This window comes from Paenibacillus sp. NPDC057886 (genome assembly GCF_042796655.1).
Classification (GTDB): Bacteria; Bacillota; Bacilli; order Paenibacillales; family Paenibacillaceae; genus Paenibacillus.
The window spans coordinates 149,177-174,855 of record NZ_JBHVMZ010000001.1; the positions used below are offsets into that span (position 1 = coordinate 149,177).

Here is a 25,679-nt window from a genome sequence, read left to right on the forward strand (position 1 = left end):
GTTTATAAGAATCCCGGAACCCTTAGTGTTCCGGGATTTTTTTGTTTATATCAGAAAGTAGAAGAGCTTCGGATGATCATCACGTTTTTCTTATGTTGGAGGGATTTACGCGATTCATGTCACATGACGGACAACCAGATCCGCATACATATTACATACAGTAAGGACACAGGCGAGAAAAGGACGGGAGATTACACAATTTCCTAAGGGAAAGGAGATCGACATGGAGCTGCAATGGATTATTGTTCATCAGGGAGATACCTTGTCGCGTATTGCGGCAGCGAACCATATGACCAAGGAGTTACTGGCCGCTCTCAACCCGGAAACAGCGTCCCAGCCCTATTTGCTGACAGGACAGATGCTGCGCATTACGCCGGGAGCAGGGCGCAGGTATGCAGTGCAGCCTGGGGAGAAAGTGGCCGTGATTGCATTACGTTTTGGACTGAATGAAGAAGAATTGCGCGAGGCCAATCCAGAAATAGCGAACATTCCGGACTGGTGCGGGCGATGTATTCATATTCCGGATTCAAATGGAAAAACTATCGTAAAGTTGCAGGGAGAGTATGGTTACCGCGAAATGAACCGTGATATCGGTTTGCTGGCAAAGAATTATCCATTTATCGAGATTGGCTCAATTGGCAGTAGTGTCATGGGCAAGGCTTTGCCTTATCTGCGTTTGGGTCAAGGACCCAGACATATTCATGTCAACGCATCTGTTCATGCAAATGAGTGGCTGACAACGGCGGTTCTGATGCGGTTCATTGAAGAATATGCGAAGGCCTACAGCACGTATACGCCGTGGCATCAATTCCAGACGGAACGCTGGATGCAGGAAACCACGCTGTGGGCTGTGCCCATGGTCAACCCGGATGGAGTTGAATTGGTGCAAGAGGGCGTGGTCAATGATCATCCCCATGCAGAAAAATTGCTGGAATGGAATGCCGGACGCTCCCATTTTACGCATTGGAAGTCCAATATCAGGGGGGTGGACCTTAACGATCAATTTCCGGCTTATTGGGAGGAAGAGGCAGCTAGAAGAGGGATAACGACTCCAGGGCCCAGAGATTATGCAGGAACCGCTCCTTTATCGGAACCGGAGGCGTGGGCACTTGCACAGTGGACCGAGCAGCATACTTTCGATGCAGTCGTCTCGCTTCACAGCCAGGGACAGGAAATTTATTGGAACTACCGCGATTTGGAGCCAAAGGAGAGTGCCCCGCTGTCACGCAGACTGGCAAGAGCTTCAGGGTACAAGGCAGTTAAGCTGGGTGGAAGCGATGCAGGATACAAAGACTGGTTCATTCAGAAGTTTCGGAAGCCTGGCTTCACGGTAGAAGTGGGACTCGGGGTCAATCCGCTCCCCATGGATCAGTTCGAAGACATCTGCGTAGAGGTTGGCATGCTGTTGGCTGAATTGTTATCAGATCGAGAGCACTGACAAGGAGACGGGAAATTCAAGAAAACTGACTTAACATAATCTGGATGGGAAGACATGAAACTTACGGGTTGTCCAGTCGTATAACAGGAACGGGCGCTGTTACCGGCGTTCGTTTTTTAATCTGCATGTTGCATCTTTCGTTCCGGATTGCTCTGGAACGGTTAATGATGGGTGTGACTATAACGATTGCTGTTTATTTCAGTGCAATAATCATACGGAGGGGTTCATATGAAGTGGAGAAGACTGCTGTCATTCAAACGATGGACACAAGTATTCAAACGGCTGCCGCGTCTGTTGCGGGCTCCGCAGATCCCTTTGGGTGAGAAGCTGCTGTTCATCATCCCAGCGCTGCTCTACTGGGTACTTCCTGACGTGATGCCGTTTATGCCTATAGATGATATCGGGGTTACGTTGTTGCTTATGAACTGGTTTGTAAGTCGTGCTGAGCGCAAATATCCGGTACTTACAGCGGGTGTGTCGTCTTAATCCGACACAAAATGGGTGGTTTTAACATCGATTTTGCATCAATGTTATTGCGAAGCGCAGTAATTTTCTTTACAATAGATGCTGGAGTTTAGAAATACTGAAAAATTGTTGGAACCAGCAATTACAATATAGGAGATGAATGGAATGAACTGCAAAATTACACGTAATGCCGCGAAAGTATTGAAACTTGAACTGGACAAGCCTGAGAACGAAGGTAAATTGCTGCGCGTTGTGATCACGCATGCGCATGGAGATCATGCCCACTACGGACTTGATATCGATACGCCAAAAGAAAATGATACGGTCGTATCTACCGATAAAGAGATCGACGTTATTCTTGAGAATAATCAACCTTTGCTGGATGGCGTTAAAATTGATTACCTTTACTTCCCTGAAGAAGGATTCGTTATTACGAACCCATCCAAAGGCAACCACGGCGACCACTAAGGGAGCGAAGAAGGGGAACTCATGGCTAACGATATCCGCGTATGCGAAAAATGTAATCATATCAGACTAAAATCGATTGTAGCCAAGTTGGAGAAAATGGCTCCGGATACGGAGATCAAAATTGGTTGCAAATCGTATTGCGGTCCTTGTGCGAAGCGTGCTTTTGTCTTTATCAACGGTCGGTACATCAGTGCTCCGTCAGAAGAAGAAGTGCTTGCAAAAGTAGCGAAATTCGTGAAGTAATTGTACTGCATTTGCAGTGGGCAAAATTGTTCACGAAGGGAGAAGAGAGGCCTAGGCCTCTCTTTTTTAGTTTGTAATCGGAAATGCTACAAGATTAAAAAGTGAAGTCCTGCTTCATTTCAAAAATCTCAAAGGTATCCTCTTGAATCTCAATGGCGATAATCGTATCGCTTTTTTTCAAATAATGAACATGTCCCATTCGCTCTTCTTCCACCTCAACCCATCCAGCTTCGGATAACTTCTCGAAATAATCGGATGGTACATATAATCCCTGTTCTCCCCCGATATGTTTCAATTCATATTTAATGCCTGTTTTTATGTTTGGATTGTCTGAATATGCCGTTACGCTCAGCTGTTTTGCATTCACGGGAACCGGAATCTCGTCATTAATGGAGGAGTCTGTATATCCCGTTATTTCATACGTGGAAGGTGCACAGCCACTGGCAAGTAGGAATAAAGGTACCAGAATGAGAACAATCCAAAAGTTCTTCAAAACCAAACCTCCTTGTGAAAAGTTACTTAATTAATTAACGCAGTCAGACCGAAAAAGGTTATGGGGAAAAGCGAAGCAATCCGTCATTTTTCAGCAAAACAAGAATAAGGAAGGCTGATGTCAACCATCCTAAAGGGGTAACAGGAACATGATCCCAAGGAGGAATACTCATGCCGAAGCGTTATGATTCCAGTTTGCAAGCCGATACGACCGTATCCCAGGCGCAGAATGCAGTGAACAAACTTCATTTTGCCGTTTCACAGGCAATGTCACATCCAACAGAACAGACCATTGAACAAGCAGAACGCCGTTTGGCGCATACCGAGCAGGCCATGCGTCAAGCCGAACGTTCGCTTGGAGGTCAGGGCGTTGAGCTGGCAGAAGAGATGTTCATTGAGGAGAAGAGAAGATTGAACTCGATCCAGAGTCTGAATGGGCAAGGGGATTTATAGGCGTTCCTGTCACAACAGAACCCGCAGAGCAGCAGTGCTTTGCGGGTTATTCATGTCTCTTTGGATGGCCCCGAGAAATGGATCTCAGTCAAAACTGTATGTAACGTGCCGCTTAAAATTTGGTGAGAAGGTTAATAGACCAAGAGCAGGCAAATTTCACACAGGAGGTACAGAATGACAAAACATATTACAGATTGTACGATTCTGAACAACGGCGTGACGATGCCATGGCTGGGATTTGGGACCTATCGAGTAAAGGGCAAGGAAGTACAGCAAGCGGTGGAGACCGCATTGGAAGTCGGATATCGGAGCGTTGATACGGCGTCCGTTTATGGAAATGAAGAGGAAGTTGGACAAGCCATTGCGAGCAGTGGTATTGCCCGGAATGAGCTGTTTGTGACAACCAAGCTATGGAATGAAGATCAAGGGTTTGATTCGACCTTGAGAGCATTTGAGGCCAGTCAGAAGGCGCTTGGATTGAATGTCATTGATCTATACTTAATTCACTGGCCTGGCAGAGACCAGTATAAGGAGACGTGGAGAGCATTCGAACGTCTATATAGCGAAGGAAGCGTACGTGCCATTGGTGTAAGTAATTTTGAAGTACACCATTTGCGCGATATCATAGATGAAGGTGGGACGGTACCTGCGGTGAATCAGGTGGAACTGCATCCAGGTCTGATTCAACAGGAGCTGCAGGATTTCTGTGGGGAGCAGGGTATTCAACTGGAGGCATGGAGCCCCATTATGAGAGGCAAACTGAACAAGGAATCGGCCTTGAAAAGTCTGGCCCAGAAATACGGAAAAACACCGGCACAGGTTATTCTGCGCTGGGATATCCAGAACCAGATCGTGACGATTCCGAAATCGGTTACCCCGGAGCGGATTCGCGAGAATGCGGACATTTTTGATTTTGAATTGACTCCAGATGAGTTGAAACTGATTGATGCGCTGGATTCGGATAAACGGACGGGACCACATCCGGATCAGCTGTTTTGGGATTGAGGGTGTAGCTCAATTCCAAAATAAGTGTTTAATGATCTGCTTGTAGTTGTTCCGGTGACGGATCGTTCTTTCGATCGCTGTTGTCTCCAAATTTTTTGATTCAATATTCAAAAGGTGAAAATTAGGAGACAGCTTATGCTTCCGAAGCAGCTTTCTTACAGAAAGCTTCCAGGCGAACGCTTCGCTTCTTCAGAATCGATTCCGTCCCCTCCACTGCAACTGTTCATCGAACACTAAACCTTTATAATGAGCTTGAGTTGTAGAGTGAAAAAAAGCAGCAGGACCAGGGGTATCCCCTGAACCTGCTGCTTTTGTGTTATTTGGATGAATCAGGTTGCGGAACCTCGCAGCCGTCTTCTGTGCATACTCCACTGCCATCTGCGTCAGTGGTGTTGGACTCTACCATTGTGAAAGGGGAACGCTCGTCCCATGCTTTCTGAATCGCATCAAGGAACACCTCATCCGGTTGAGCGCCAGATACAGCGAACTTGCGATCAAATACGAAGAACGGTACACCCCGGATGCCTAACTGTTCACCTTCGGCCTGGTCGGCACGCACTTGGTCTGCGAATTGATTACTGGACAACACTTCTGCTGCGGCATTGCGATCCAGACCCACTTCTTCAGCCAACTCGATCAGTACATCGGTATTGCCGACATGTTTGCCTTCAATGAAGATCGCTTGAAATAGTCGTTCGCTCAGCTCAAGCATTTTCCCTTGTGTTTCTGCCCAATGGGTCAGACGGTGAGCGGAGAAGGAGTTGGTAGGGATCATCTCATCAATGTTGTATTCCAGTCCAGCTGTACGAGCATTGGCGTTCATCTGTGCGTTCATGCCACGTGCCTGCTCCACACTCATATTGTATTTGGCAGCCAGATATTCCGCGTTGGTTTTTCCACTGTTCAATTCAGCATTTGGATCAAGTTCAAAGCTTTTGAACTGTAATTTCACTTCATCGCGGTGTGGGAATTGTGCCAATACATTCTCCAGACGACGTTTGCCAATATAACAGAAAGGACACATAAAGTCGGACCATATTTCAATATTCATCGATTAAAACCTCCATCATCTATAAATGAAACCAATACAGTTACAATTATATAGCGACTTTCCATCATTCGCAAGGTTGTGATTATTGCCAGCCTCGAAAAAAAGAAGTGCTGAAGCATGCAACGAATTGCAGCCTCAACACTTGTAGTTTATCTTCTTACTTATCCCGGTATGCCTTGGTCCAATGGTAAGGCTGAATTTCGTCCAACCTTTTGTAAATTAAAGCTCCGTCAGGATTGTATACGGCGGCCTTAACGTCTTCTCCCCAGAAAAACAGTCGTTCCTGGCACACACCGCAAGGGGTGAGGACCTTGAATTCCGAGTGCTCATCGTCGCGTGCCACACAGATCGAGTGGGTGACCCGCTCGTTTAATTTATGGGCTTCCAAATAGGAGCCTGTTTCCATACATAAGTGCGTGGCGTCATTAATCACTTCTGGAGCTACGCTGATTAACAGTGAACCCGCTTCGGTATAAACAGCAGCCGCACCGCCCCACCCTTGAGGGTAACGATGTTTGACAAAGTTTGCAGCTTCTTCGAACAGCTTTTGTTCGATATTGAATTGATCTGGATGTGACGTCATGGTAATGCACTAGCTCCATTTCATTGTAGTGTCGGGTTAACTTTGAAAAATGAAGTATACAGCTCCTTCAGCGTACCGTTCGTATCTATTAGGATGCGGAATCAGACGCTTGCTCCTCGCGAAAACGCGAGATCAGGTCAAACGTATTGACCGTATCTGACACATGCAGTCGCTTTGTTGCTTCATCATGACCAGATCGGCAAGCATTAATATCCGTTTTGGTGCCTGTAGACAGATCGTAACAGGAGCCGCTGTCATACAGGTAATCATCCGAAGGGATATAGAACAGGGAGCTATCTGTGAATGCACCACTGCGCAATACCACCATGCGGGAGGAACCGTCGTACACATCGTTGCCGATGTGGTAGTAGGATTGATCTGATATCCCCAGCAGATGCAGTACTGAAGGTGTAATATCGAGTTGCCCGGCAGGTTCCTCAATCGTTCCCGCTGCGGCTCCGTCGGGCAGATGCACCAGCAAAGGCACTTCGTTCATAATTTGCTCCATATCCAGATCGTTCAGCGAACGTCCGAGAAATTTCTCGTATTGTGGCTGCTCCTTAATGGAATTATCGTGATCCCCATAGAACATGAAGATCGTTTTGTCCCACAATCCCCGATTTTTCAGGTCTTCCACCATGTTGCCAAGCGCAGAATCCACGTAATGAACGGATTGCAGATAGTTGCCAAACATCGTTCCTTTGAATTCCCCGACATCCAGCTGCTGTTTATCCTGGGGTAACGCGTATGGATGATGACTGCTGAGTGTAATGAGGAATGAATAGAACGGCTCTGTAACCTCACTGCTCATTTTCTCAACGGATTGACGGAAAAAGGATTCATCGGACAAGGACCAGCCTAGCGGGTCATCCTGTTCAAAATCATTTTTACTGTAAAACTTGTCATACTTCATATTCTGATACATCGTATAGCGATTCCAAAATCCGCTCTCATAGGCATGAAATACATTCGTACTGTATCCATGATCCTTCAAGATAGAAGGCAGAGAATCATAACTGTGGTCTGCGTAACGGACAAACGCGGATCCAACCGATAGTGGATGCAATGAAATATTGGCCCCAAAGTCGGCATCCGATGTTCGCCCCTGACCTGTCTGGTGATAAAAGTGACTGTAGTACTGGCTTTCCTTCATCAGCTCGTTAAAATGAGGCGTAATTTCCTGACCGCCAATGCTCTGTCCAATCATGAAATTCATGAAGGCTTCACCTTGGACAATGATTACATTGCTATCTTTGTACTTCCCAAACATCGCATCCTTCAGTGGCTCAGCCTGTTGTCTGCTCGCAAAATAGGCTTCCGCCTGCTCCAAATCGGCAGGATCGACCTCTGGTCCGGAGCCTATCTGGTCTTTGGCATAGTTGTACAGATCATAGCCATGAAAAGCAAGAAGTCCGGTAACATTGTACATGGATACGTTCCACCAGTTGTTATCAAACAACCCTTTTGCCCAGGTTTTACTATAATAATAAATCGGACCTACCGCGAGCCCCAGACCCAACACCAGAGTAATGCTGCCTGCGGTGAGTCGACGACGCATGGTAGTTTTGCGGGAGTTTGATGAGTAAGAGTTCGACCCGTTCGAATATGCGCTGTAACGTCCGCGACGGTTACGTTTGCTGAACAGCAGGATCGCTGCATATGGGATAATTGCAAGCCAATCGACGATGAACCACAGATCACTGGCATAGATGAGCGTAGCAATACTGTCACCCAAAGCGTCGACCTGTCTGGCTTGCATCAACACAGGAATCGTTAGGAAATCCTGAAAGTAGCGATAATAAACCATATCGGCATAGATTAGTGCAGTGAGCAGCAGATTGAGTATAACGAGTGATATAATCATGCCCCGACGAGGCAGCCACCAGGTCCAGAAGGACAGAAGCAGTAGCGAACCGATGGCAATTACTTTGTCCAGAAGCCCCATCGTAATGTTGTAAGCGTGCAGATTGTGGTGGAGCCACATTAATTTGAGCAGCATGAGTACAAGAAAAATAAGATATAACGTAAGTGGATGATTCAGAAGCCCACGCGGCGTAAGGCTGCGTGTTGGCTTAGTGACAAACATATATGTCTCCTCCCTGATGAATGGTTTTGTTAACGGAATGTAAAATAGGACTTTATCCATTATAGCGTGGTGTCATGGCTTTTCAACTACGCCCGAGGGGGAAAAACTTCATGCGGAAGCAATATCACCAAGATCAATCCTAGCTCTCCCGGAATACATGCAAAAAAAGCGCCCCAGCCGTGGAAGGCGGGAGCGCTCTATCTTTCCGATAATATTATTGTTGTGGTGTTTTATTGCGTGGAGGCAGTGGGCCCAAATACTGATAATATTGGGTTTCAATGCGTCCATTGAACAACTTGCGACGCTTGTCTGCCTTGTGGCCAAAGTCTTCCTCGAACGATTTGGTCGACGTGATGGCAAAAAAGGACCATGTCGGTAAATCGAGGTAACTGCGTCCTAAAGAACGCAGCAGCTTTTGTACTTCTTTCTCTTCGCTCAAACGTTCACCATATGGAGGGTTGGTAATAATGACACCATATTCGCCCTGTGGTCTTGCTCGATGAGCAGGCAGGACGCTGACTTCAATGTCTTTGGCGAAGCCGGCACTCTTGATTGCTGCCTGTGCTACCTCGATAGCTTCCGGATCGATGTCGCTGCCCGAAATTTGCAATGGAATATCGTCGCGAACCGCATCAAATGCTTCTTCGCGGGCTTTCTCCCATAGCTCTTCAGGGATGGCATCCCAGTTCTCGGAGTTAAAGGTACGACGCAGTCCTGGTGCAATGTTCCAGCCGATCATGGCGGCTTCAATCAGCATGGTACCTGATCCACAACATGGATCATAGAAGGGACGGGATACATTCCAGCGACTGAGCTGAATAAGCGCTGCAGCAAGCGTTTCTTTGAGCGGAGCTTCGGTTACCAATTTACGATAACCGCGTTTGTGCAGACCGGGTCCAGTTGTATCCAACGTAAGCAGAGCCCGATCGTTCAGCAGAATAACTTCAATGACATAACGAGCCCCGTCTTCCGGGAACCACTCGGTGTGGTGAGTCAGCTTCAGTTTCTCTACGATCGCTTTTTTCACGATACCCTGTGATGCAGGCACGCTGCTTAGCTGGGATTTGTGGGAGCGACCTTCAACCGGAAATTCGCCATCGGCTGGAATCCATTCCTCCCAAGGTAATGCTTTGGTCCCTTCAAACAATTCATCAAAAGTTGTCGCCGGGAATTCACCCATTTTGACCAATACCCGATCGGAACTTCTCAGCCACAGATTACACCGGCAAATATCAATATAATCTCCAGTGAAGAAAACCCGGCCATTGTCGATCGTAACATCCTCATACCCCAGTTGCTTCAGTTCCCGGGCGACAACAGCCTCGAGTCCCATCGCCGAGGTCGCAATCAATTGCAATTGAGCCATGTGATTCATTTCAACTCCATTTCAAGCCGGAGAAGGAATGTCCTTCTCTCAGCTGTATAGTGACGGTGCGGCCTTGCCGCTTTCCGTGAAAAAACTTACAATGAGAAATGCGGTGAGCTTATGCATTCATCTTTCGAGCCGATGCAGCAGTTAACCGCCTGTGTTTGACAACAAACATTTATTATAGAACATTGGCATCCATATGGAAAGCAGTCCAAGTGTCCAAGGAGGATTTTAGCGGTGAATCTGACCCCTGACGAATATGTAAATCAATTATTTCAAGAGGATGATCTCTTGTTAAAGGTAAAAGAAGCCATCCGATCGAACGGCATGCCGGAAGTTTCGGTTGCAGCGGCCTATGGCCGTTTGCTCACTTTTCTCGCGAAGACATCGAAAGCGGAAGCTGTACTCGAAATCGGCGTGTTGGGTGGATACAGCGGTATTTGTCTCGCTCGCGGTTTAAGTGAAGGGGGAACCCTGACTTCGCTGGAACTGAAAGAGGAATACGCAGCGATGGCTCATGGTCATCTGGAGGAAGGAGGCTTTGGGGATATGGTCGAATATCGAATTGGTCCCGCAGCCGACAGCCTGGAGCGGCTGGCGGAGGAAAGACGTACCTTCGATTTCTTCTTCATTGATGCAGACAAGGAGAATTATCCTGTTTATCTCGATTACGCCATTAAGCTCGCGCGGCCCGGGGCGGTCATTGTGGGAGATAACTGTTTCCTGCGCGGCCGTACGCTGAATCCGGACAAGCAGGGTCCGGCTGTCCTCGCGGTTCGGCGCTTCAACGAGCAGATTGCAAGTGACCCGCGCCTCGTAACGACGATGCTGCCGGATTATGATGGTCTGGCTCTGGCCTGGGTGAAGTAAGAAAAAGATGCAGATCCGTTAAAACGGGTGACATGCTCAGTCAATTCAAACAGAAAGAGACGATAACACTCCTGAATCTCAGGGTGTTATCGTCTCTTTCTGTTTATTGGAGTGAAGTTATGAGAGCTTTACTAAACTTCCGGTGTTCCGTAAGTCTCGAACCATTTTTTGATCGTGTCAAAATCATCGCTGAAGGACAGCCCGAGCATCAACAAAATGCGTGCTTGCTGAGGACTGAGGTTGTCACCGGCGATAACGCCCTTTCCTCCGCCATATACACTGCCTGAGCCTGTCCGAGTGGTCGTTACGAAGATTACGCCATCCTCCACCGCTTTGGTACGTGCTTGTCCCATTGCTTTGGAGATACCGCCTGCTCCAGTACCGGACGTTACGATTCCCTTGGCGCCGCCCTTCACAAATCCTTCAATAGCCTCGCCGCCAGCTTCCTGATAGGAAATCGCAATTTCCACCTTGGCGAGATCTGCCTTCGTGATTTTGCTTAGGTCAAATGCCGGTTTCAATGTACCTTCAGGCTTTAAGGCACGTGCAGGGGCACGGTAAATTCGAATGTTTTCTTCATCAATATAACCTACTGCACCAAGCATTGGGGTTTCGAACGTGTCTGTTCGATAATCATTCGTTTTGGTCACCCCACGTGCCAGTTGAATGGTATCGTTCAGCATCAGCACGGTCCCAAATGAAGTGGTGCGCCCGCTGCCTGCGAGCTTGATGGCATTGTACAGATTGGCTTGTGCATCTGAACCGATAACCGTCCAAGGGCGCATGGACCCTGTAATGACGACGGGTTTATCACTTTGTACGGTCATATCGAGGAAGTAGGCTATTTCCTCCATGGTATCTGTTCCGGTGGTAACCACAACGCTGTCATATTGAGCCAGAGCCTTGTCTACCGTCTGGGACAAGTCATAGAGATCAGCCATGGTATAGGAGCCTGAACCTGAATTTCCGAATTGGAGTGTGCTAACATCTGCAATCTTCTGTTTGTCCGGTAAGGCATCAACCATTTCTCCAATCGGGAGTGTACCCGCTTTATAGTTCTGGAAGCTGGTTGCATCCTCGGATTGACCTGCAATCGTACCACCCGTTCCAATGACCAGAACATTAGGCAGAGCGGATTGTTTGAACGAATCCGATACGGCAGGGATGGTTGTATTACGAGCCGGAGTGGATGATGCGGTCTGAACTGCACTGGTTGTACCGCTCACTTCTACCGTAGCTGCCTGAGCTGCATAGGTTCCGATTGGGGACAGGGAGATGGTCAGAGCTGCCAAAGCGGCTGTGCTCCATACAGCCCAAGGACGAAGATTTGAAGTTTTTTTCATGAATAGCACTCTCCTTCAGGTTAGTTTCGTGTGATGTTTGTTGAGGATGATATGTATATGAATTAAAACGATTGTATTTCATGTTAAATAATATGACAATTATAGATATAGGTAGAGTAATCGGTTACATTTATAGATATATAGAGTATAACGTGTATTTATAAGGTTTTATGGATAAATATGAGGGTGGAAAAAAAGAGGAAAAGAAATATGTAATCATACGAAATGAATTATAATGTAATGTTTTATAACATATGAGTCTTTTGTCCTGATAGGGTATAGAAAGATTTTTGGAAGAAGTGTTGCAGGATTGTCTATAGCAGAAGTGATCTTATCCAAAACGAATATCGGGGGTGTAAGTTAGCAAGTCTTGACGATTTTTGTAATACGTTCTAGGAAAAGAGGCTCAATTATTGCCAAATATTTGTATGCTCATAGCGTTGAGTCTATAATATATGGTGATTTCAATATGTAAATAAATATATATAAATGATTGGAGGAGAAACGATGAACCGAGCACCCAGAAAGTATGCCAATTACATTCCGATCCGGGAGCTGGAGGCGGTGGAGCAGCAGTTACTTCCCTTCCAGGTGTACGCTGAACTTCGTGACAACACTCCAGTCCGCTATGACAACCATCGAGAATGCTGGGATGTTTTCCGTTATGAAGATGTTCAATATGTGTTGAAAAACCCTAAACTGTTCTCTTCTGAACGTGATCGCGCAAACGCCAGTATGCTTACTACAGATCCGCCGAAGCACAAACAATTGCGGGATCTGGTTAATCAGGCGTTCACACCTAAAGCGATCGAAGCGTTAGCTCCGCGTATTCAGGAAATCGCTGATGGATTATTGACTCCGCATTTTTCAGAAGGTCGTATGCGTCTTATCGATGATCTTGCGACTCCACTTCCGGTTATCGTGATCGCCGAATTGATTGGAGTCCCTGCCTCAGATCGCCAGAAGTTCAAAGACTGGTCTGATGCACTCGTGAAGGGTGCGCGGGATGACAGTGATGAAGCTTTCCAGGAATTGATGGAAGAAAAGAAACGGAACCAGCAGGAGCTGGCGAGCTACTTCACGGTCATTATGGAAGAAAGACGTCAACGGCCAAAGGATGATCTGGTCTCTTTGCTGCTTGCTGCGGAGATTGAAGGGGAGAAGTTAACGGAAGAGGAAGTGGTCGGATTTTGCATCTTGTTACTTGCTGCCGGTAATGAAACCACGACCAATCTGATTACCAATGCCGTTCGTATTCTGTCAGAGCAGCCTGAGCTTCAGCGGCAGCTGCGAGAACACCCTGAACTTATTTCAACTACAGTAGAGGAAACGTTGCGTTATTATCCGCCAATTGTGGCTATTGGGCGTATTGCCAAAGAAAACGTAGAATTGAACGGACAAACGATTCAGGCGGGGGAACAGGTGATATCCTGGGTAGGATCGGCCAACCGGGACAGGGCTCAATTCGATCAGGCGGAAAAATTCGTGCCTGACCGCAAGCCGAACAGACATATGGGTTTTGGATTTGGAATTCACTTCTGTCTCGGTGCGCCGCTTGCACGGCTTGAAGCGAGGGTTGTACTTCAGACGATGCTTCGGCAAATGAAAGATATTCAGCTTGTGCCAGATACGGTTTTGCAGCCGATTCAAAGTGCCTTTGTATTTGGCGTTAAAGAATACCCGATTCAATTCACAAGTTCAATTCACAAGCCATCTGACTCAATGACTTACTGAATCAATGTTGAAGTTTAAACAAATGAATGACAAAAGCCGCTTTCATGCCTAATAGGCGCTGAAAGCGGCTTTTTCATAAGAACACAAAAATCATTTGAATCGAAGCGTCAGGATTCTCTGAGCAGAGGGGGCTTTTTGTACAGCTTGAGTCTCACCCACACCATGTTGAGCAGCAGCAGCCCACCGGAGACGATGAACAGCCCTTCGATGCCGATGAACCCAGCCATAAAGCCGCCGATTACGGCTCCAAGCATGTTACCCAACGCAAGTGTGCTCGTATTGAAGCTGAACGCCCGGCTAATCATACTATCTGGTGTATAGGAGCGAATGAGCGCGTTGACACTCGGAAGCAGGCCGCCCATGAACACACCCATCATGAAACGGACGATGATGAGCTGCCATACCGTCTGCACGAAAGCTTGAGGTATAAGCATGAGCCCTGTTCCTATAAGAGAGAACGTAAGTACCTTGTGTGAACCTACACTGTCACTGAGCTTCCCGAGAATTGGGGACATGGCCATGTTGGATAGTCCCGTGACTGCGCCGACAAGCCCTGCCCAGAAGGCGACGTTCACATCCGAACCATGTAATTTCTGTACATACAACGGCAAGAGTGACATCGGGCTGATCATGGCAAATTGCAACAGGAATGTCACAGCGAACAAAGCAGGCAACTGGGGTGACTTGTTGAGTTCCTTCAGACCGGATAATACGGATTGTTCCGGCAGTTTGGCCGCTTCCTTGCGGTCAAACTTCTCTCTGACCAGGAACATGGCGAGCATCGAAGCCGTGAAGATCAGTCCGCCAGTAATATAGAAGATAGGGCGGAAGCCCACTGCATCAGCGAGTAAACCACCGATCAGCGGACCCAGAATCGTACCGGCCACCTGGCCGGACTGGCTGATGCCCATGGCAAAACCCATGCGATCCTTCGGCGTTGTACCCGAAATCAATGCAACTGCTGCCGGGTTGAAGCCGGAGATGGTACCGTTGAGCAATCGTAATAAAAGGAGCTGCCACGGGTTCTGTGCAAAACCCATCAGGGCGATAACAATTGCCATCCCGAATCCGGAACGCAGCAACATAATTTTTCGGCCGTACTTGTCAGACAATTTGCCCCACAAGGGCTGGAACAAAAATGAGGTGAGGAAGTTGGCAGCAAATATAAATCCCGCCCATATGCCAATCTCATGCTCACCAACCACGCCAAGATCCTTGGCGAGATAAAGGGACAAAAACGGGGTAATCATGGTCATTCCCGAGTTGACCAGAAATTGTCCAAACCAAAGCACAATGAGGTTTACTTTCCACGTTTTCAAAGTGCTTTCACTTCCTTTCTGATCGTTTCTGCAACGTTTCAAAAAAACACGATTCTTTCATTATAACATAATTTGCATATGGATGAGGGGGTGTAAGGAATGTCATAGTATTGTCATCGGAACAGAACGACACATGGTTGTTACCGCTCTTTAAAAAGGGCATAATGTTATTTATGAGTCCAAAAACTATTGGAGGCTTCTTACATGAGCTATAATGATCGTCTGATTCAGGCCAGCTTCAAACAGCAGGTGGACCGTGTTCCCGTGTGGTACATGCGTCAGGCTGGGCGTTATGATCCCGAATATCGCAAGATTAAGGAAAAGTATTCTTTGCTCGAAATTTGCCGTCAACCTGAGCTAGCAGCTGAAGTTACACTCATGCCGGTACGTAAACTTGGTGTGGATGCGGCTATTTTGTATTCCGATATTATGAATCCGGTTGCTTCCCTCGGTATAGATTTTGATATTGTTAAAAATATTGGACCTGTTATAGACAATCCAATCCGCACGGCGGCAGATGTGGATCGTTTGCGTCCTATTGATGTTGAAGGAGATCTGTCTCATATTCTGGAGACGATTCGAATTTTGGACAAGGAACTGGATGTACCTCTGATTACGTTTGCCGGTGCTCCATTTACCATTGCCAGCTATTTGATTGAAGGCCGACCTTCCAAAGGGTACATACGGACCAAAACGATGATGTACAGTGAACCTGAAGTGTGGCATAAATTAATGCAAAAACTGGGCGATATGGTGATTACATATGTCCGTGCACACATTGCGAACGGCGGCAAGGCATTCCAACTGTTCGACAGCTGGGTTGGCGCGCTATCGCCAAACGACTTTAGAACGTATGTGTTGCCGACGATTACTCGTATCTTTACCGAATTATCGGATTTGAATGTACCGAAAATTTATTTCCCGGGTGTCGCTTCTGGTGAATTGCTGCCAACCCTGCATGATCTGCAAGCTGATGTGATTGGGCTGGATTGGAGAGTATCGATCTCCGAGGGACGTAAACGACTGGGCGGAAAATTTGCTGTGCAAGGAAACCTGGACCCTTATGTGCTGACTGCACCGATGGATCTGATCAAGCAGCATGCCAAATTGATTATTGACGAAGGCATCAAGGAGCCGGGGTATATTTTCAATCTGGGGCACGGGCTATTTCCCGAAGCATCTTTGGATAAATTGAGAGAACTCACGGCGTATATTCATGAATATTCTGCTGAAGCATTGAAGACTGGGGTGATGGTTACTAATGACTAATACAGTAGGTGTACTGGTGATGTCGTATGGCACACCTGAGAATATGGAAAGTATTGAAGCGTACTACACACATATCCGGAGAGGACGTCCGCCTGAACCGGAACAACTGAAGGAATTGACCGACCGTTATGAAGCAATCGTTGGGGGCGTATTCCCTCTTCGAGAAAACACGGATAATCAGGTTAAGGCCCTTCAGGAGACGTTAAACAAGGATGACCGTTCCAAAGAGGTTGAATTCCGTTGTTATCAAGGGTTGAAGCATGCGTATCCGTTCATTGAGGATGGCGTGGAACAGATGGCGAAGGATGGAATCCAGACTGCTATAGGCATCGTACTGGCACCACATTTCTCCACGATGAGTGTAGGGAGCTACATCAAGCGTGCTCGTGAGAAAGCGGAAGAACTGGGTATCCAGATGTCCTTCATTGAGAGTTATCATCTGCATCCGAAATTGATTCAGGCTCTCTCCACACGTGTAAGTGCCAAATTGGATGCTTTCGAGGAAGCGGGAGCCAAACGTGGGGATGTACGAGTGCTATTCAGTGCGCACAGTCTGCCTGCGCGAATTGTAGATATCGGTGATCCATATCCGCAGCAACTGCTGGAGACTTCGGAAGTCATTGCTTCCCGTTTAGGAATTACCAACTGGCAGTTCACGTGGCAAAGTGCGGGGCGGACGGCGGAGCCGTGGCTGGGCCCTGATATTCTGGACACGCTCCAGGATCTTGCTCGGGAACAGGTTGAGGATGTGCTTGTAGCACCAATTGGATTCGTATCGGATCATCTGGAAGTGCTCTATGATCTTGATATTGAGGCCAAAGCGATTGCCAAAGAGATCGACATGCGCCTCATGCGTATCGAATCTCTCAATAGTGACCCGCTTTACATGGAAACGTTAAGTGACGTCATTATTAGCCAGTGGCAGCAAGGAACGGATGAGTAATGGAAGACCATAAACGTCGTGTCGTTGTTGTCGGCGGAGGTCTGACCGGCCTAAGCGCGGCATTTTATATCCGGAAGCATTACCGGGAAGCAGGGGTTGAACCTGTAATTACCTTGGTTGAGAAGAGTTCTTCCATGGGTGGCATGATTGAGACGCTGCACCGGGATGGGTTTGTTATTGAGAAGGGGCCGGATTCTTTCCTAGCCCGCAAAACGGCGATGATTGACTTGGCTAAAGAGCTGGAAATAGACCATGAACTGGTCAGTCAAAATCCGGAATCCAAAAAAACGTACATCATGCAGCGTGGCAAGTTGCATCCCATGCCGGCAGGACTCGTTCTCGGCATTCCGACGGAGTTGAGACCGTTTCTGAGAAGTGGTCTTGTATCTCCGGCAGGCAAGCTGCGGGCATTAATGGATTTTGTCATCCCTCCCCGTCGTACAACGGAGGATGAATCGCTCGGCTATATGATTGAACGCCGTCTTGGAGCGGAAGTGCTGGAAAACCTCACTGAGCCGTTGCTTGCGGGCATCTATGCAGGGGATATGCGGCGATTGAGTCTTCAGGCAACCTTCCCGCAATTCGGCGAAGTGGAGCGGGATTTCGGTAGTTTGATCCGGGGAATGATGACTGGCCGTAAACCGGCAGAAACCCATACGGGAACGAAGAGAAGTGCTTTTCTGAACTTCCGTCAGGGCCTGCAGAGCCTGGTTCATGCGCTTGTACATGAATTGCAGGACGTGGATCAACGTCTGAATACTTCCGTGCAGTCCCTGGAGGTTCAGAATGGAGATGCGGCCAGATATAGCATTCAACTGGATAACGGAGAGCGTCTTGAAGCAGATGATGTAGTTATTACCGTGCCTACATATGTTGCATCCGAACTGCTGCAACCCCACGTGGATACAACGGCTCTGGATGCGATTAACTATGTGTCTGTCGCGAATGTGGTGCTAGCTTTTGAGAAAAAGGATATCGAACATGTATTTGATGGGTCTGGTTTCCTCGTTCCGCGTAAGGAAGGTCGCAATATTACTGCATGTACTTGGACATCAACCAAGTGGCTGCACACCAGCCCGGATGACAAAGTGCTGCTTCGTTGTTATGTTGGCCGTTCCGGAGACGAACAGAATGTGGAACTTCCGGATGATGCACTGACGGATCTGGTACTCAAAGACTTGCGTGAAACGATGGGCGTTGAGGCCGTTCCGATCTTCTCGGAAATTACTCGGCTTCGCAAATCCATGCCACAGTATCCGGTAGGTCATCTGCAGCAGATTGCAGCACTCCGGGAGGAACTTGGCAGCAAATTGCCGGGGGTATATATTGCAGGTGCCGGTTATGAAGGAGTAGGTTTGCCTGACTGCATCAGACAGGCGAAGGAAATGTCAGTTCAAGCTACGCAGCTCCTTGCTGCAAAATAATTAAGTACATGGCTGTCTCGAACGTAGATTTTTTCTACAGGGGAGACGGCCTTTTTTTTGCACCATATAGCGAAAAGGTGAGAGAAGTGAACTCTTTAAATACTTGCAGTTCCAAGGAATGATGGAAATCCAGAATATGCCTGATATAATATGATAAGGATTGCTGTGAAGAAGAGGAGCTGCCTATGTATCCCCCAAGATCAAAACGAAGTGTACAAAAGAAAAAAGTGAAACGTGCCCGCAAACGCCGGATTTGGATCATTAATCTGGTATTGATTGCGGCAATTGGACTCGTCGGCATCTATTACGCAGTAGGCATGCAGGAGCAGCAAATAGACCCGGCGGTGACAGAAACGGCTGTGAATCAGGAACCTGTGAATGAAGAGGGCCCTCAGGGCGGTGATCAGGTGAGTTCACCTGACACGGATTCGGAGGAAGGTAATACTCCGGATGAAGAATCGGAGGATTCTGATAAACAGGTAACTGAAAATTCCGGCGGTAAGTCTGGTGAGAAAAAGCCTGATGCTACAGACTCCAAGGCAAATGGAAAGACAGATACAGGAACGAAAAAAACGACGGATACTTCTGCTTCTTCCGGCTCCAAGGGGAGTGAAGGTACAGGAGCTGAGACGACACAGCCATCTCATTCGGCGAAGGATGTAACCATTAACTTTGTTGGGGATATTCAGTTTTCCGGCAAAGTGGCTGAATTGTTGGATAAGAACGGTTATGACTATCCCTTTGCAAAGCTCGGCAACTTGTTCAAGGAAGATGATCTGACCATTGGAAACCTTGAAACCCCCGTAACCCTTGGTGGAACTGGTGCAGCAGACAAAACCTATGTATACAAATCTTCGCCAAAGGCGCTCGAAGCGATGGCTTCAGCAGGATTTGATGCCGTGAATCTGGCCAACAATCATATTCTGGATCAAGGTGTAGAAGGCTTGGTCGATACGTTAACTTACCTTGAGCAATATGGTATAGCGCACACAGGGGCGGGTATGAACAGGGATGAGGCTTATGCACCTGCATATCTGGAACGCAAAGGCATGAAGATTGCACTGCTTGGATTCAGTCGGGTTGTGCCTGAAACAAGCTGGAAAGCGGAAGGTAATCGGGCCGGTGTTGCCGAAGCTTACGATTCTACAGGGGCAGTAAAGGCGATTCAGGAAGCCCGTCAAAAGGCTGATCTGGTCATTGTTGTTGCACACTGGGGAGAAGAACGGGTCAGCACACCGAATAATGATCAGACCCGACTGGCTCATGAATTTGTAGATGCCGGAGCCGATCTGGTCATAGGTGGGCATCCCCATGTCTTGCAAGGGGTAGAGTACTACAAAGGCAAATGGATTGCATATAGTACAGGCAACTTTATTTTCTCAAAATCAACGACAGAGGAAACGTGGAAAACAGCGGTTTTTCAGGCGAGTTGTAGTAAGGATGCCAAATGCAGCATGAAGGTTATCCCTTATGAAGCAGGGTTGGGTCAGGCCATTCCTATGCTGGATCAAGCCAACAAACTTCTGCTGGAGCAGATGACACAGCTCTCGCCAGGTATTCGTTTTGATGCAAACGGATTCGCATCTACAAGTTAAGATGCATGTTTATTTATTTAGGAGGGGATGGAATGAACAACCTTTGTGTAGCGCACCGTGGATTTTCGTCCATTGCACCAGAAAATACGATGGCTGCATTTCTGCTTGCCATGGAACAGCCGGAAGTTCAGTGGATGGAGCTGGATGTACAGTTATCACGTGACGGTGTGCCGGTCGTTATTCATGACTTTACGCTAAACCGTACCACGGACGGTGAAGGTTTCGTACGAGAGACAGACTGGGCAGATATACAGCAACTGGATGCGGGATCATGGAAAGGAAAAGCCTATAAAGGAGAGCGCGTTCCTGCGCTTAGTGAAGTGTTGGACCGCACCTGTGGCAAAGTGAGATTGAATATCGAACTGAAAACGCAAGGCAACATGTATCCCGGTCTGCCGGCAGCAGTTATTCATGAGGTGAGGAAGAGACATATGCAGCATGATGTGGCCATCACTTCGTTTGAACCTGCAGCTCTGGTTGAAGTGAAGAAACTGGCCCCGGAGTTCAAAACGGGGTTAATTATTGATGCACGTCCAGGGGATCTGGCAGCAGTGCTGCGGCAGATGAATTGCACTTTTCTTTCGATCGGGTACACCAATGTGGACAAATCGCTGATGCACGAGATGCGTAATGAAGGCATTCAGGTGATGGCCTGGACAGTGGATGACAAAATCATTATGAAGCGGCTTGCAGCGATTGATCCGGAGCTGATGTTATGTACGAACCGGCCTGATGTATGGGAACAGGCTTTTCAGGAAACAAGCAGCCGATTTTTCAGGCCGTAAACTCCAATTTTTGAATAGCGAAAATATGATATGTACTTATATAATAAAAAGATGAACATGCTCCATATACGCTAATGAATCCGATAAAGGTGGTCGTAAATCCATGCTGACTAACATTCGCAATGTATACTGTGTTGGACGAAATTATAAACTTCATGCAGAAGAATTGGGTAACGCGGTTCCGGATGAACCGATGATCTTTATGAAGCCTTCCCATGCGGTTGTGGCCTTGAATGGCGAAACGCTGCAACTGCCTGCGACAAAGGGCGAAGTTCATTATGAGGCAGAACTGGTCGTTCAAATCGGTCGGGGATATGAGCCGGGTATGGCGGTGGATGAATTGGTTGACGCGTATGCGTTTGGCATTGATTTTACATTACGTGACGTACAGACAGTCATTAAGAAAAAGGGCCATCCGTGGACTGCAGCCAAAGGCTTCAAGAACTCCGCTCCGGTTACTGCATTCCAGGCATTCCCCGGGGCTCAGGCTCTTCTTGAGAAAGACTTTACACTCACCAAGAACGGTGCCGAGGTCCAACGGGGCAATATTCGTAACATGATCTTCAGCCTCCAGGACATTGTGGATTATGTAGGTCATCATTACGGCCTGGGGCCTGGAGATGTCATCTTTACAGGCACACCAGAAGGGGTTGGACCCACGGCAACAGGAGATGTACTTGAACTGGCCTGGGACGGCGAATCCTTGGGCAAATGCACGATTGCAGCAGCAGTTCAATAAGCACTATACATCATAAATCTGCTTACTTAGAGTAAATATAAAATTGAGGAAGGGGCGTTTTGACGCTCCTTTTTGGCATGCCATCTTTCTTTGCTATAGCCCATGGGAAACTTTTGATTTACGCCAAGTTGTAGGTGGTATTGGCACTCTCCGTGACCAGCTCTTCCAGTTCTCTGATTTGCGATGCGTGTTGCTCCGGGCTAATACTTCCACTTGCGAGTCGTTGATCTAACTGTTCCTTGAGCTGCCTTACTTGCAATGCGACAACCTCGTTGAAGTCACCACCGTTTTCCTCTGCAATCATTCTCAGCGATTTACCCGCGTACAGATCCTGAACCAAATCGTCTTCTGACTGTTGATTGAGAGCACTTAGCAACTCATCTCCGCTCTCGTCTTTGGTATCTATGTTAACGATGGACCATTTCGTCAAAGGGATAGGGGATATCGCTGATCTGCCCCAGGCTGTTCCGGCGAAGGACATGGTAACAATCATTGTTCCGACAATGATTACGCGCTTCATATTCATATGTGTCATCCTCATTTCTATGGTTAAGTACGAACTGAATCGTAGCTGGTTTGATGTAACGCTCTGAGGATAGTGTAACCGGGAAAGCTGAAGTGAAACTTAAAACCGGATAAGTAATCTAAATATGAGAGACATCGAGCTACCAAAAACAAATTTAAATTCACACTTGACAGGTTGGGTTAGTGGGTTATATGATGAACTCAATTATTTTAACACTAATTAAATGAACAGTGAAATAAATTGAACTGAAACGAGCTGATTGGACCACCAAAGGCTCCCGGGACTACTCCACTATGGAATGTCCGCGGGAGCCTTTTTTCGTATTTGCTGCCGTTTCAGTTAGACAGGGAGGATGAAATGAGCAATAAGGACTGGGAAACGTTGGAAAAGACAGATTGGTTGTTTCGTAAAATGGTCAGACGATTCGTGAAAGAACGAGATCGCATATCGGTAGAGGGGGTCAGTCTACCAGGCATGCTCATCCTGCACAAAATCATTCGTGAAGGGGAACAGCGGTTGGGAGATTTGGCTGAACAACTGGACTTCACTTCAGGTGCCATTACAGCTTTAACAGACAAGTTAGAGAAAAAGGGGCTTACGATCCGCAGGCGCAAGGAAGATGACCGTCGGACGGTCTTGCTGGACATTACTGCAAGTGGACGGGAGATGTTTGCTCGGAACAGCAATATCGGTGCCCGATGTATCACGCTTCTGTTTGAGGGCTTTACAACGGAGGAACTGGAGCAGCAAAGCCAATTTTATGAGCGGGTGATAGCGAATCTGGAGGGGTTCTCGGATACGCTGCTGGAATTGGCAGAGAACAACGTGAGTCAGGAACACGATCCGTCTACCGAAAGTGACCCTGAACAGAAGCAGAGGGAGAATATCGGAAAGAGCAATTATCTCAGTTATTAACGTTTGATCCGATGTAAAACCAAACCATTCAAGGGAGAGATGATTAATGGGACATTCAACAATATATCCAACTGGGGCAACCGTATACAACCCTGAAAAGGCTTGGGGCGGTTATACCGTCTATCAGGCAGGCGAGGAAGGGGTTGTACTGATTGACATGAATGGTAAGGAGGTTCACCTGTGGAAAGGATTGCTGGGCTTTCCGGCCAAAGTCTTCCCCGGCGGCTTTGTATTGGGCAGCACGGGCCGAAGAGATCCGAAGTTTGGTATCCAGGACAACGTCGATTTGGTCCAGGTGGATTGGGAAGGCAATATTGTATGGAAATACAACAGCTACGAACACATCGAAGATCCGGGATATGAACCGCTGTGGTACGCTCGTCAGCACCATGATTTCCAGCGTGAGGGCAATCCGGTCGGCTATTACGCCCCTGGGCTCGCACCAAAAACACAGAGTGGGAAGACATTGATTCTTGCTCATAAAAATGTGAACAATCCGTCCATTTCGGATAAGCCTTTACTTGATGATGCAATTATAGAAGTCGATTGGGAGGGAAATGTATTATGGGAATGGCTGCCGAACGAGCACTTTGAGGAACTTGGATTCGATGAGGCCGCCCGTAATGTTCTGTTCCGTGACCCGAACACACGCTCATTTGGACATCTCGGTGGTGGGGTGGGTGATTGGCTGCATATTAATTCAGCTTCTTATGTTGGTCCAAACCATTTCTATGAAAATGGAGACGAGCGGTTCCATCCCGACAATATTATCTGGGATGCCAGAGAAGCAAATATTATCGCAATTACCGACAGACAGAGTGGAAAGATCGTATGGAGACTAGGGCCGGATTATTCCTTGCCTGAAGTAAAGCATATCGGCACCATTATTGGACAGCATCATGCACATATCATTCCTAAAGGTTTGCCTGGAGAGGGGAATCTGCTGGTATTCGACAATGGCGGCTGGGCCGGTTATGGCCTGCCCAATCCGGCTTCTCCATACGGCTTGAAACATGCCGTTCGCGATCATTCACGCGTGCTGGAGATCAATCCGGTGACCCTGGAGATCGTTTGGCAATATACATCCGCAGAAGCGGGATTTTCCGTTCCGACAGATTCCTATAAATTTTATAGTCCGTATATCAGCTCCGCTCAGCGCCTGCCTAATGGCAATACACTGATTACCGAAGGCTCCAATGGCAGACTGTTCGAAGTTACTTCCGAGTATGAGCTGGTTTGGGAATATATATCCCCTTATAAGGATGGACGGAACACCAATATGGTCTATCGTTCGTATCGCGTGCCTTATCACTGGGTACCACAGCTGGAGAAGCCGCAGGAGGTTGCCATTGAAGCCATCGATGTTTCCGCCTACAGAGTGCCGGGAGCAGCACCCAAAGGTTCTTCATCCGTTGTCAGTGTTGAGGTAACACTGCCGTTTGTTGAAGGTGCAGCCTGTGTGGCAACGTCAGATGAAGGCAAGTAAGGCGGCGAAGAGTCACGGACAATGATTAGAACGAATGGGGTGCATATTGTGAGAAAACCATCCACCTTAACTGGTGCATTATTGATGCTCTTATCCATGTTATTGATTTTATCGGGATGTTCTGCAAACGAAGCGGTGTCCGAAGCAAAGGGTGCCTCCGGCACAGACGCCAAAAAAGTGAAAGTCCGGATCGCAGATACAAGTACAAACCCAACGTTCAGGGTAGCCATTGCAAAAGGTTTCTTTGGGAGCCACGGCATTGATGCAGAGAGCATTACGTTTGGTTCGCCGGCGGAAGGTGTAAATGCACTATTTATCAAGCAGGTGGATATTGCGTACGGAGCTGACTTTCCTGTATTGAACGCTTTGGCAAAAGGGGATTATTCGGTCATTGCTTCCGCAGGTCAGGCTACGAATGAAGCAGCAGCTGCGTGGAAGTTGTATGCCAAGAACGACATTCAGAGTGGGGCCGATCTGAAAGGCAAAAAAGTAAGTTTCATCCGCGGTACATTTATTCCTTATTTGTGGGATGAATATTTGAAGGACCAGGGATTGGATCTAAATGATGTAACCCAAGTAGGTCAGGGAGCATTTGATGAAGCCTACATTGCACTAAAGCAGGGCGATCTAGATGCAACCTGGGTCATTGGTTCCGCCTTGACTGATAAGTTCGATGCGCTTGAAGGCGTGCATCAGCTCACGGATATGTCCCAAACCCCTGTACGTCTAGGAATGGGACTCGTAGCAAGCAATGAGTTCATCCAGACGAACCCTGAAACGGTGAGTGGTTTTCTCGCGGCACTGAATGAAGCCTCTGTGTATGCCCAGGCACATCCTGAAGAGGTTGCAGACCTGATGTATAAGGAAACCAAGCAGCCTAAGGAGGCCACTTTGAAGGATCTGCCAATCAATCCATGGGAAGTTGGATTTACCCAGGCAGCTTATGACAGTCTGGCAGGGCAGAAGCAATATATGGTGGATAACGGGATTATCGAACACGATTTTGATCTCGATAACAAACTGAACCTGGAGCTCCTGAAGCAGGTACTGCCAGATAAAGTGACTTATAGCAAATAAT

Annotated in this window: 25 protein-coding genes; 17 read left to right on the forward strand and 8 right to left on the reverse strand. The window is 47.6% G+C overall.

What is annotated here, in order from left to right; all coding sequences use genetic code 11:
* Positions 1–223: 223 nt before the first annotated feature.
* From ACFVQB_RS00725 to ACFVQB_RS00740, 4 genes are all read left to right on the forward strand, one after another.
* Positions 224–1,438 carry a M14 family metallopeptidase gene (locus ACFVQB_RS00725; RefSeq protein ID WP_379434452.1) on the forward strand — a complete coding sequence of 405 codons (1,215 nt, stop codon included), beginning with the start codon at positions 224–226 and terminating at the stop codon, positions 1,436–1,438.
* A 228-nt stretch (positions 1,439–1,666) separates the two neighbouring features.
* The gene (locus ACFVQB_RS00730; RefSeq protein WP_379434453.1) at positions 1,667–1,924 is read left to right on the forward strand and encodes a hypothetical protein; all 258 of its coding nucleotides are present in this window, start codon (positions 1,667–1,669) and stop codon (positions 1,922–1,924) included.
* Positions 1,925–2,068: 144 nt separating this feature from the next.
* A complete protein-coding gene (locus ACFVQB_RS00735; protein ID WP_379434455.1) occupies positions 2,069–2,371 on the forward strand; it encodes an iron-sulfur cluster assembly accessory protein in 303 nt (100 codons plus the stop codon).
* A gap of 21 nt (positions 2,372–2,392) precedes the next feature.
* A complete protein-coding gene (locus tag ACFVQB_RS00740) occupies positions 2,393–2,614 on the forward strand; it encodes a YuzB family protein (protein WP_024629198.1) in 222 nt (73 codons plus the stop codon).
* A gap of 94 nt (positions 2,615–2,708) precedes the next feature.
* Here ACFVQB_RS00740 and ACFVQB_RS00745 read toward each other — a convergent pair whose 3' ends face one another.
* Complete coding sequence (locus ACFVQB_RS00745) at positions 2,709–3,107, reverse strand: hypothetical protein (RefSeq protein ID WP_379434458.1); 399 nt, start codon at positions 3,105–3,107, stop codon at positions 2,709–2,711.
* Positions 3,108–3,277: 170 nt separating this feature from the next.
* On the opposite strand from ACFVQB_RS00745, the gene ACFVQB_RS00750 reads away from it, so the two are divergent.
* Both ACFVQB_RS00750 and ACFVQB_RS00755 read left to right on the forward strand, forming a co-directional pair.
* Positions 3,278–3,559, forward strand: coding sequence for a hypothetical protein (locus ACFVQB_RS00750; RefSeq protein WP_379434460.1), 282 nt, complete (start codon positions 3,278–3,280; stop codon positions 3,557–3,559).
* Positions 3,560–3,733: 174 nt separating this feature from the next.
* Positions 3,734–4,564 carry an aldo/keto reductase gene (locus ACFVQB_RS00755; protein WP_379434462.1) on the forward strand — a complete coding sequence of 277 codons (831 nt, stop codon included), beginning with the start codon at positions 3,734–3,736 and terminating at the stop codon, positions 4,562–4,564.
* A gap of 316 nt (positions 4,565–4,880) precedes the next feature.
* Here ACFVQB_RS00755 and ACFVQB_RS00760 read toward each other — a convergent pair whose 3' ends face one another.
* The 4 genes from ACFVQB_RS00760 to ACFVQB_RS00775 all read right to left on the reverse strand — a co-directional run bounded on the left by ACFVQB_RS00760 (position 4,881) and on the right by ACFVQB_RS00775 (position 9,650).
* Positions 4,881–5,615, reverse strand: coding sequence for a DsbA family oxidoreductase (locus ACFVQB_RS00760; RefSeq protein ID WP_379434464.1), 735 nt, complete (start codon positions 5,613–5,615; stop codon positions 4,881–4,883).
* Between the two features lie 157 nt (positions 5,616–5,772).
* On the reverse strand, positions 5,773–6,198 hold the full coding sequence (locus ACFVQB_RS00765; RefSeq protein WP_379434466.1) for a cytidine deaminase: 426 nt from the start codon (positions 6,196–6,198) through the stop codon (positions 5,773–5,775).
* A gap of 88 nt (positions 6,199–6,286) precedes the next feature.
* The gene (locus ACFVQB_RS00770; RefSeq protein WP_379434468.1) at positions 6,287–8,284 is read right to left on the reverse strand and encodes an LTA synthase family protein; all 1,998 of its coding nucleotides are present in this window, start codon (positions 8,282–8,284) and stop codon (positions 6,287–6,289) included.
* A 214-nt stretch (positions 8,285–8,498) separates the two neighbouring features.
* Entirely contained in the window at positions 8,499–9,650 is a 1,152-nt protein-coding gene (locus ACFVQB_RS00775; RefSeq protein WP_379436211.1) for a THUMP domain-containing class I SAM-dependent RNA methyltransferase, read from the reverse strand.
* 240 nt (positions 9,651–9,890) lie between these two features.
* On the opposite strand from ACFVQB_RS00775, the gene ACFVQB_RS00780 reads away from it, so the two are divergent.
* A complete protein-coding gene (locus ACFVQB_RS00780; RefSeq protein ID WP_379434470.1) occupies positions 9,891–10,523 on the forward strand; it encodes an O-methyltransferase in 633 nt (210 codons plus the stop codon).
* A gap of 131 nt (positions 10,524–10,654) precedes the next feature.
* Here the strand turns inward: ACFVQB_RS00780 and ACFVQB_RS00785 are convergent, their stop codons facing one another.
* Positions 10,655–11,866 carry an asparaginase gene (locus ACFVQB_RS00785; protein ID WP_379434472.1) on the reverse strand — a complete coding sequence of 404 codons (1,212 nt, stop codon included), beginning with the start codon at positions 11,864–11,866 and terminating at the stop codon, positions 10,655–10,657.
* A 507-nt stretch (positions 11,867–12,373) separates the two neighbouring features.
* On the opposite strand from ACFVQB_RS00785, the gene ACFVQB_RS00790 reads away from it, so the two are divergent.
* The gene (locus ACFVQB_RS00790; protein ID WP_379434474.1) at positions 12,374–13,600 is read left to right on the forward strand and encodes a cytochrome P450; all 1,227 of its coding nucleotides are present in this window, start codon (positions 12,374–12,376) and stop codon (positions 13,598–13,600) included.
* A gap of 107 nt (positions 13,601–13,707) precedes the next feature.
* Here ACFVQB_RS00790 and ACFVQB_RS00795 read toward each other — a convergent pair whose 3' ends face one another.
* The gene (locus tag ACFVQB_RS00795) at positions 13,708–14,919 is read right to left on the reverse strand and encodes an MFS transporter (protein ID WP_379434476.1); all 1,212 of its coding nucleotides are present in this window, start codon (positions 14,917–14,919) and stop codon (positions 13,708–13,710) included.
* 204 nt (positions 14,920–15,123) lie between these two features.
* On the opposite strand from ACFVQB_RS00795, the gene hemE reads away from it, so the two are divergent.
* The 6 genes from hemE (at position 15,124) to ACFVQB_RS00825 (ending at position 21,674) form a co-directional block, all read left to right on the forward strand.
* Entirely contained in the window at positions 15,124–16,188 is a 1,065-nt protein-coding gene (hemE, locus tag ACFVQB_RS00800; RefSeq protein ID WP_379434478.1) for a uroporphyrinogen decarboxylase, read from the forward strand.
* On the forward strand, positions 16,181–17,131 hold the full coding sequence (gene hemH, locus ACFVQB_RS00805; RefSeq protein WP_379434480.1) for a ferrochelatase: 951 nt from the start codon (positions 16,181–16,183) through the stop codon (positions 17,129–17,131). Before hemE ends, hemH begins: the two co-directional genes overlap by 8 nt.
* Positions 17,131–18,555 (forward strand): protoporphyrinogen oxidase, encoded by a 1,425-nt coding sequence (gene hemY, locus ACFVQB_RS00810; RefSeq protein WP_379434482.1) that lies wholly within the window; start codon positions 17,131–17,133, stop codon positions 18,553–18,555. Before hemH ends, hemY begins: the two co-directional genes overlap by 1 nt.
* 185 nt (positions 18,556–18,740) lie before the next feature.
* The gene (locus ACFVQB_RS00815) at positions 18,741–20,150 is read left to right on the forward strand and encodes a CapA family protein (protein WP_379434484.1); all 1,410 of its coding nucleotides are present in this window, start codon (positions 18,741–18,743) and stop codon (positions 20,148–20,150) included.
* Between the two features lie 32 nt (positions 20,151–20,182).
* A complete protein-coding gene (locus tag ACFVQB_RS00820) occupies positions 20,183–20,935 on the forward strand; it encodes a glycerophosphodiester phosphodiesterase (protein ID WP_379434486.1) in 753 nt (250 codons plus the stop codon).
* Positions 20,936–21,038: 103 nt separating this feature from the next.
* A complete protein-coding gene (locus ACFVQB_RS00825) occupies positions 21,039–21,674 on the forward strand; it encodes a fumarylacetoacetate hydrolase family protein (protein ID WP_379434488.1) in 636 nt (211 codons plus the stop codon).
* Positions 21,675–21,792: 118 nt separating this feature from the next.
* On the opposite strand, the gene ACFVQB_RS00830 is transcribed toward ACFVQB_RS00825, so the two are convergent.
* Positions 21,793–22,200, reverse strand: coding sequence for a hypothetical protein (locus tag ACFVQB_RS00830; protein ID WP_379434490.1), 408 nt, complete (start codon positions 22,198–22,200; stop codon positions 21,793–21,795).
* Between the two features lie 357 nt (positions 22,201–22,557).
* Between ACFVQB_RS00830 and ACFVQB_RS00835 the strand changes: the two genes are divergently transcribed.
* From ACFVQB_RS00835 to ACFVQB_RS00845, 3 genes are read left to right on the forward strand one after another with little or no spacing between them, the layout of a single operon-like run.
* Entirely contained in the window at positions 22,558–23,115 is a 558-nt protein-coding gene (locus ACFVQB_RS00835; RefSeq protein ID WP_379434492.1) for a MarR family winged helix-turn-helix transcriptional regulator, read from the forward strand.
* Positions 23,116–23,161: 46 nt separating this feature from the next.
* On the forward strand, positions 23,162–24,601 hold the full coding sequence (locus ACFVQB_RS00840; RefSeq protein WP_379434494.1) for an aryl-sulfate sulfotransferase: 1,440 nt from the start codon (positions 23,162–23,164) through the stop codon (positions 24,599–24,601).
* A 21-nt stretch (positions 24,602–24,622) separates the two neighbouring features.
* Positions 24,623–25,678, forward strand: coding sequence for an ABC transporter substrate-binding protein (locus ACFVQB_RS00845; RefSeq protein WP_379434496.1), 1,056 nt, complete (start codon positions 24,623–24,625; stop codon positions 25,676–25,678).
* The last annotated feature ends 1 nt before the right edge of the window (position 25,679 follow it).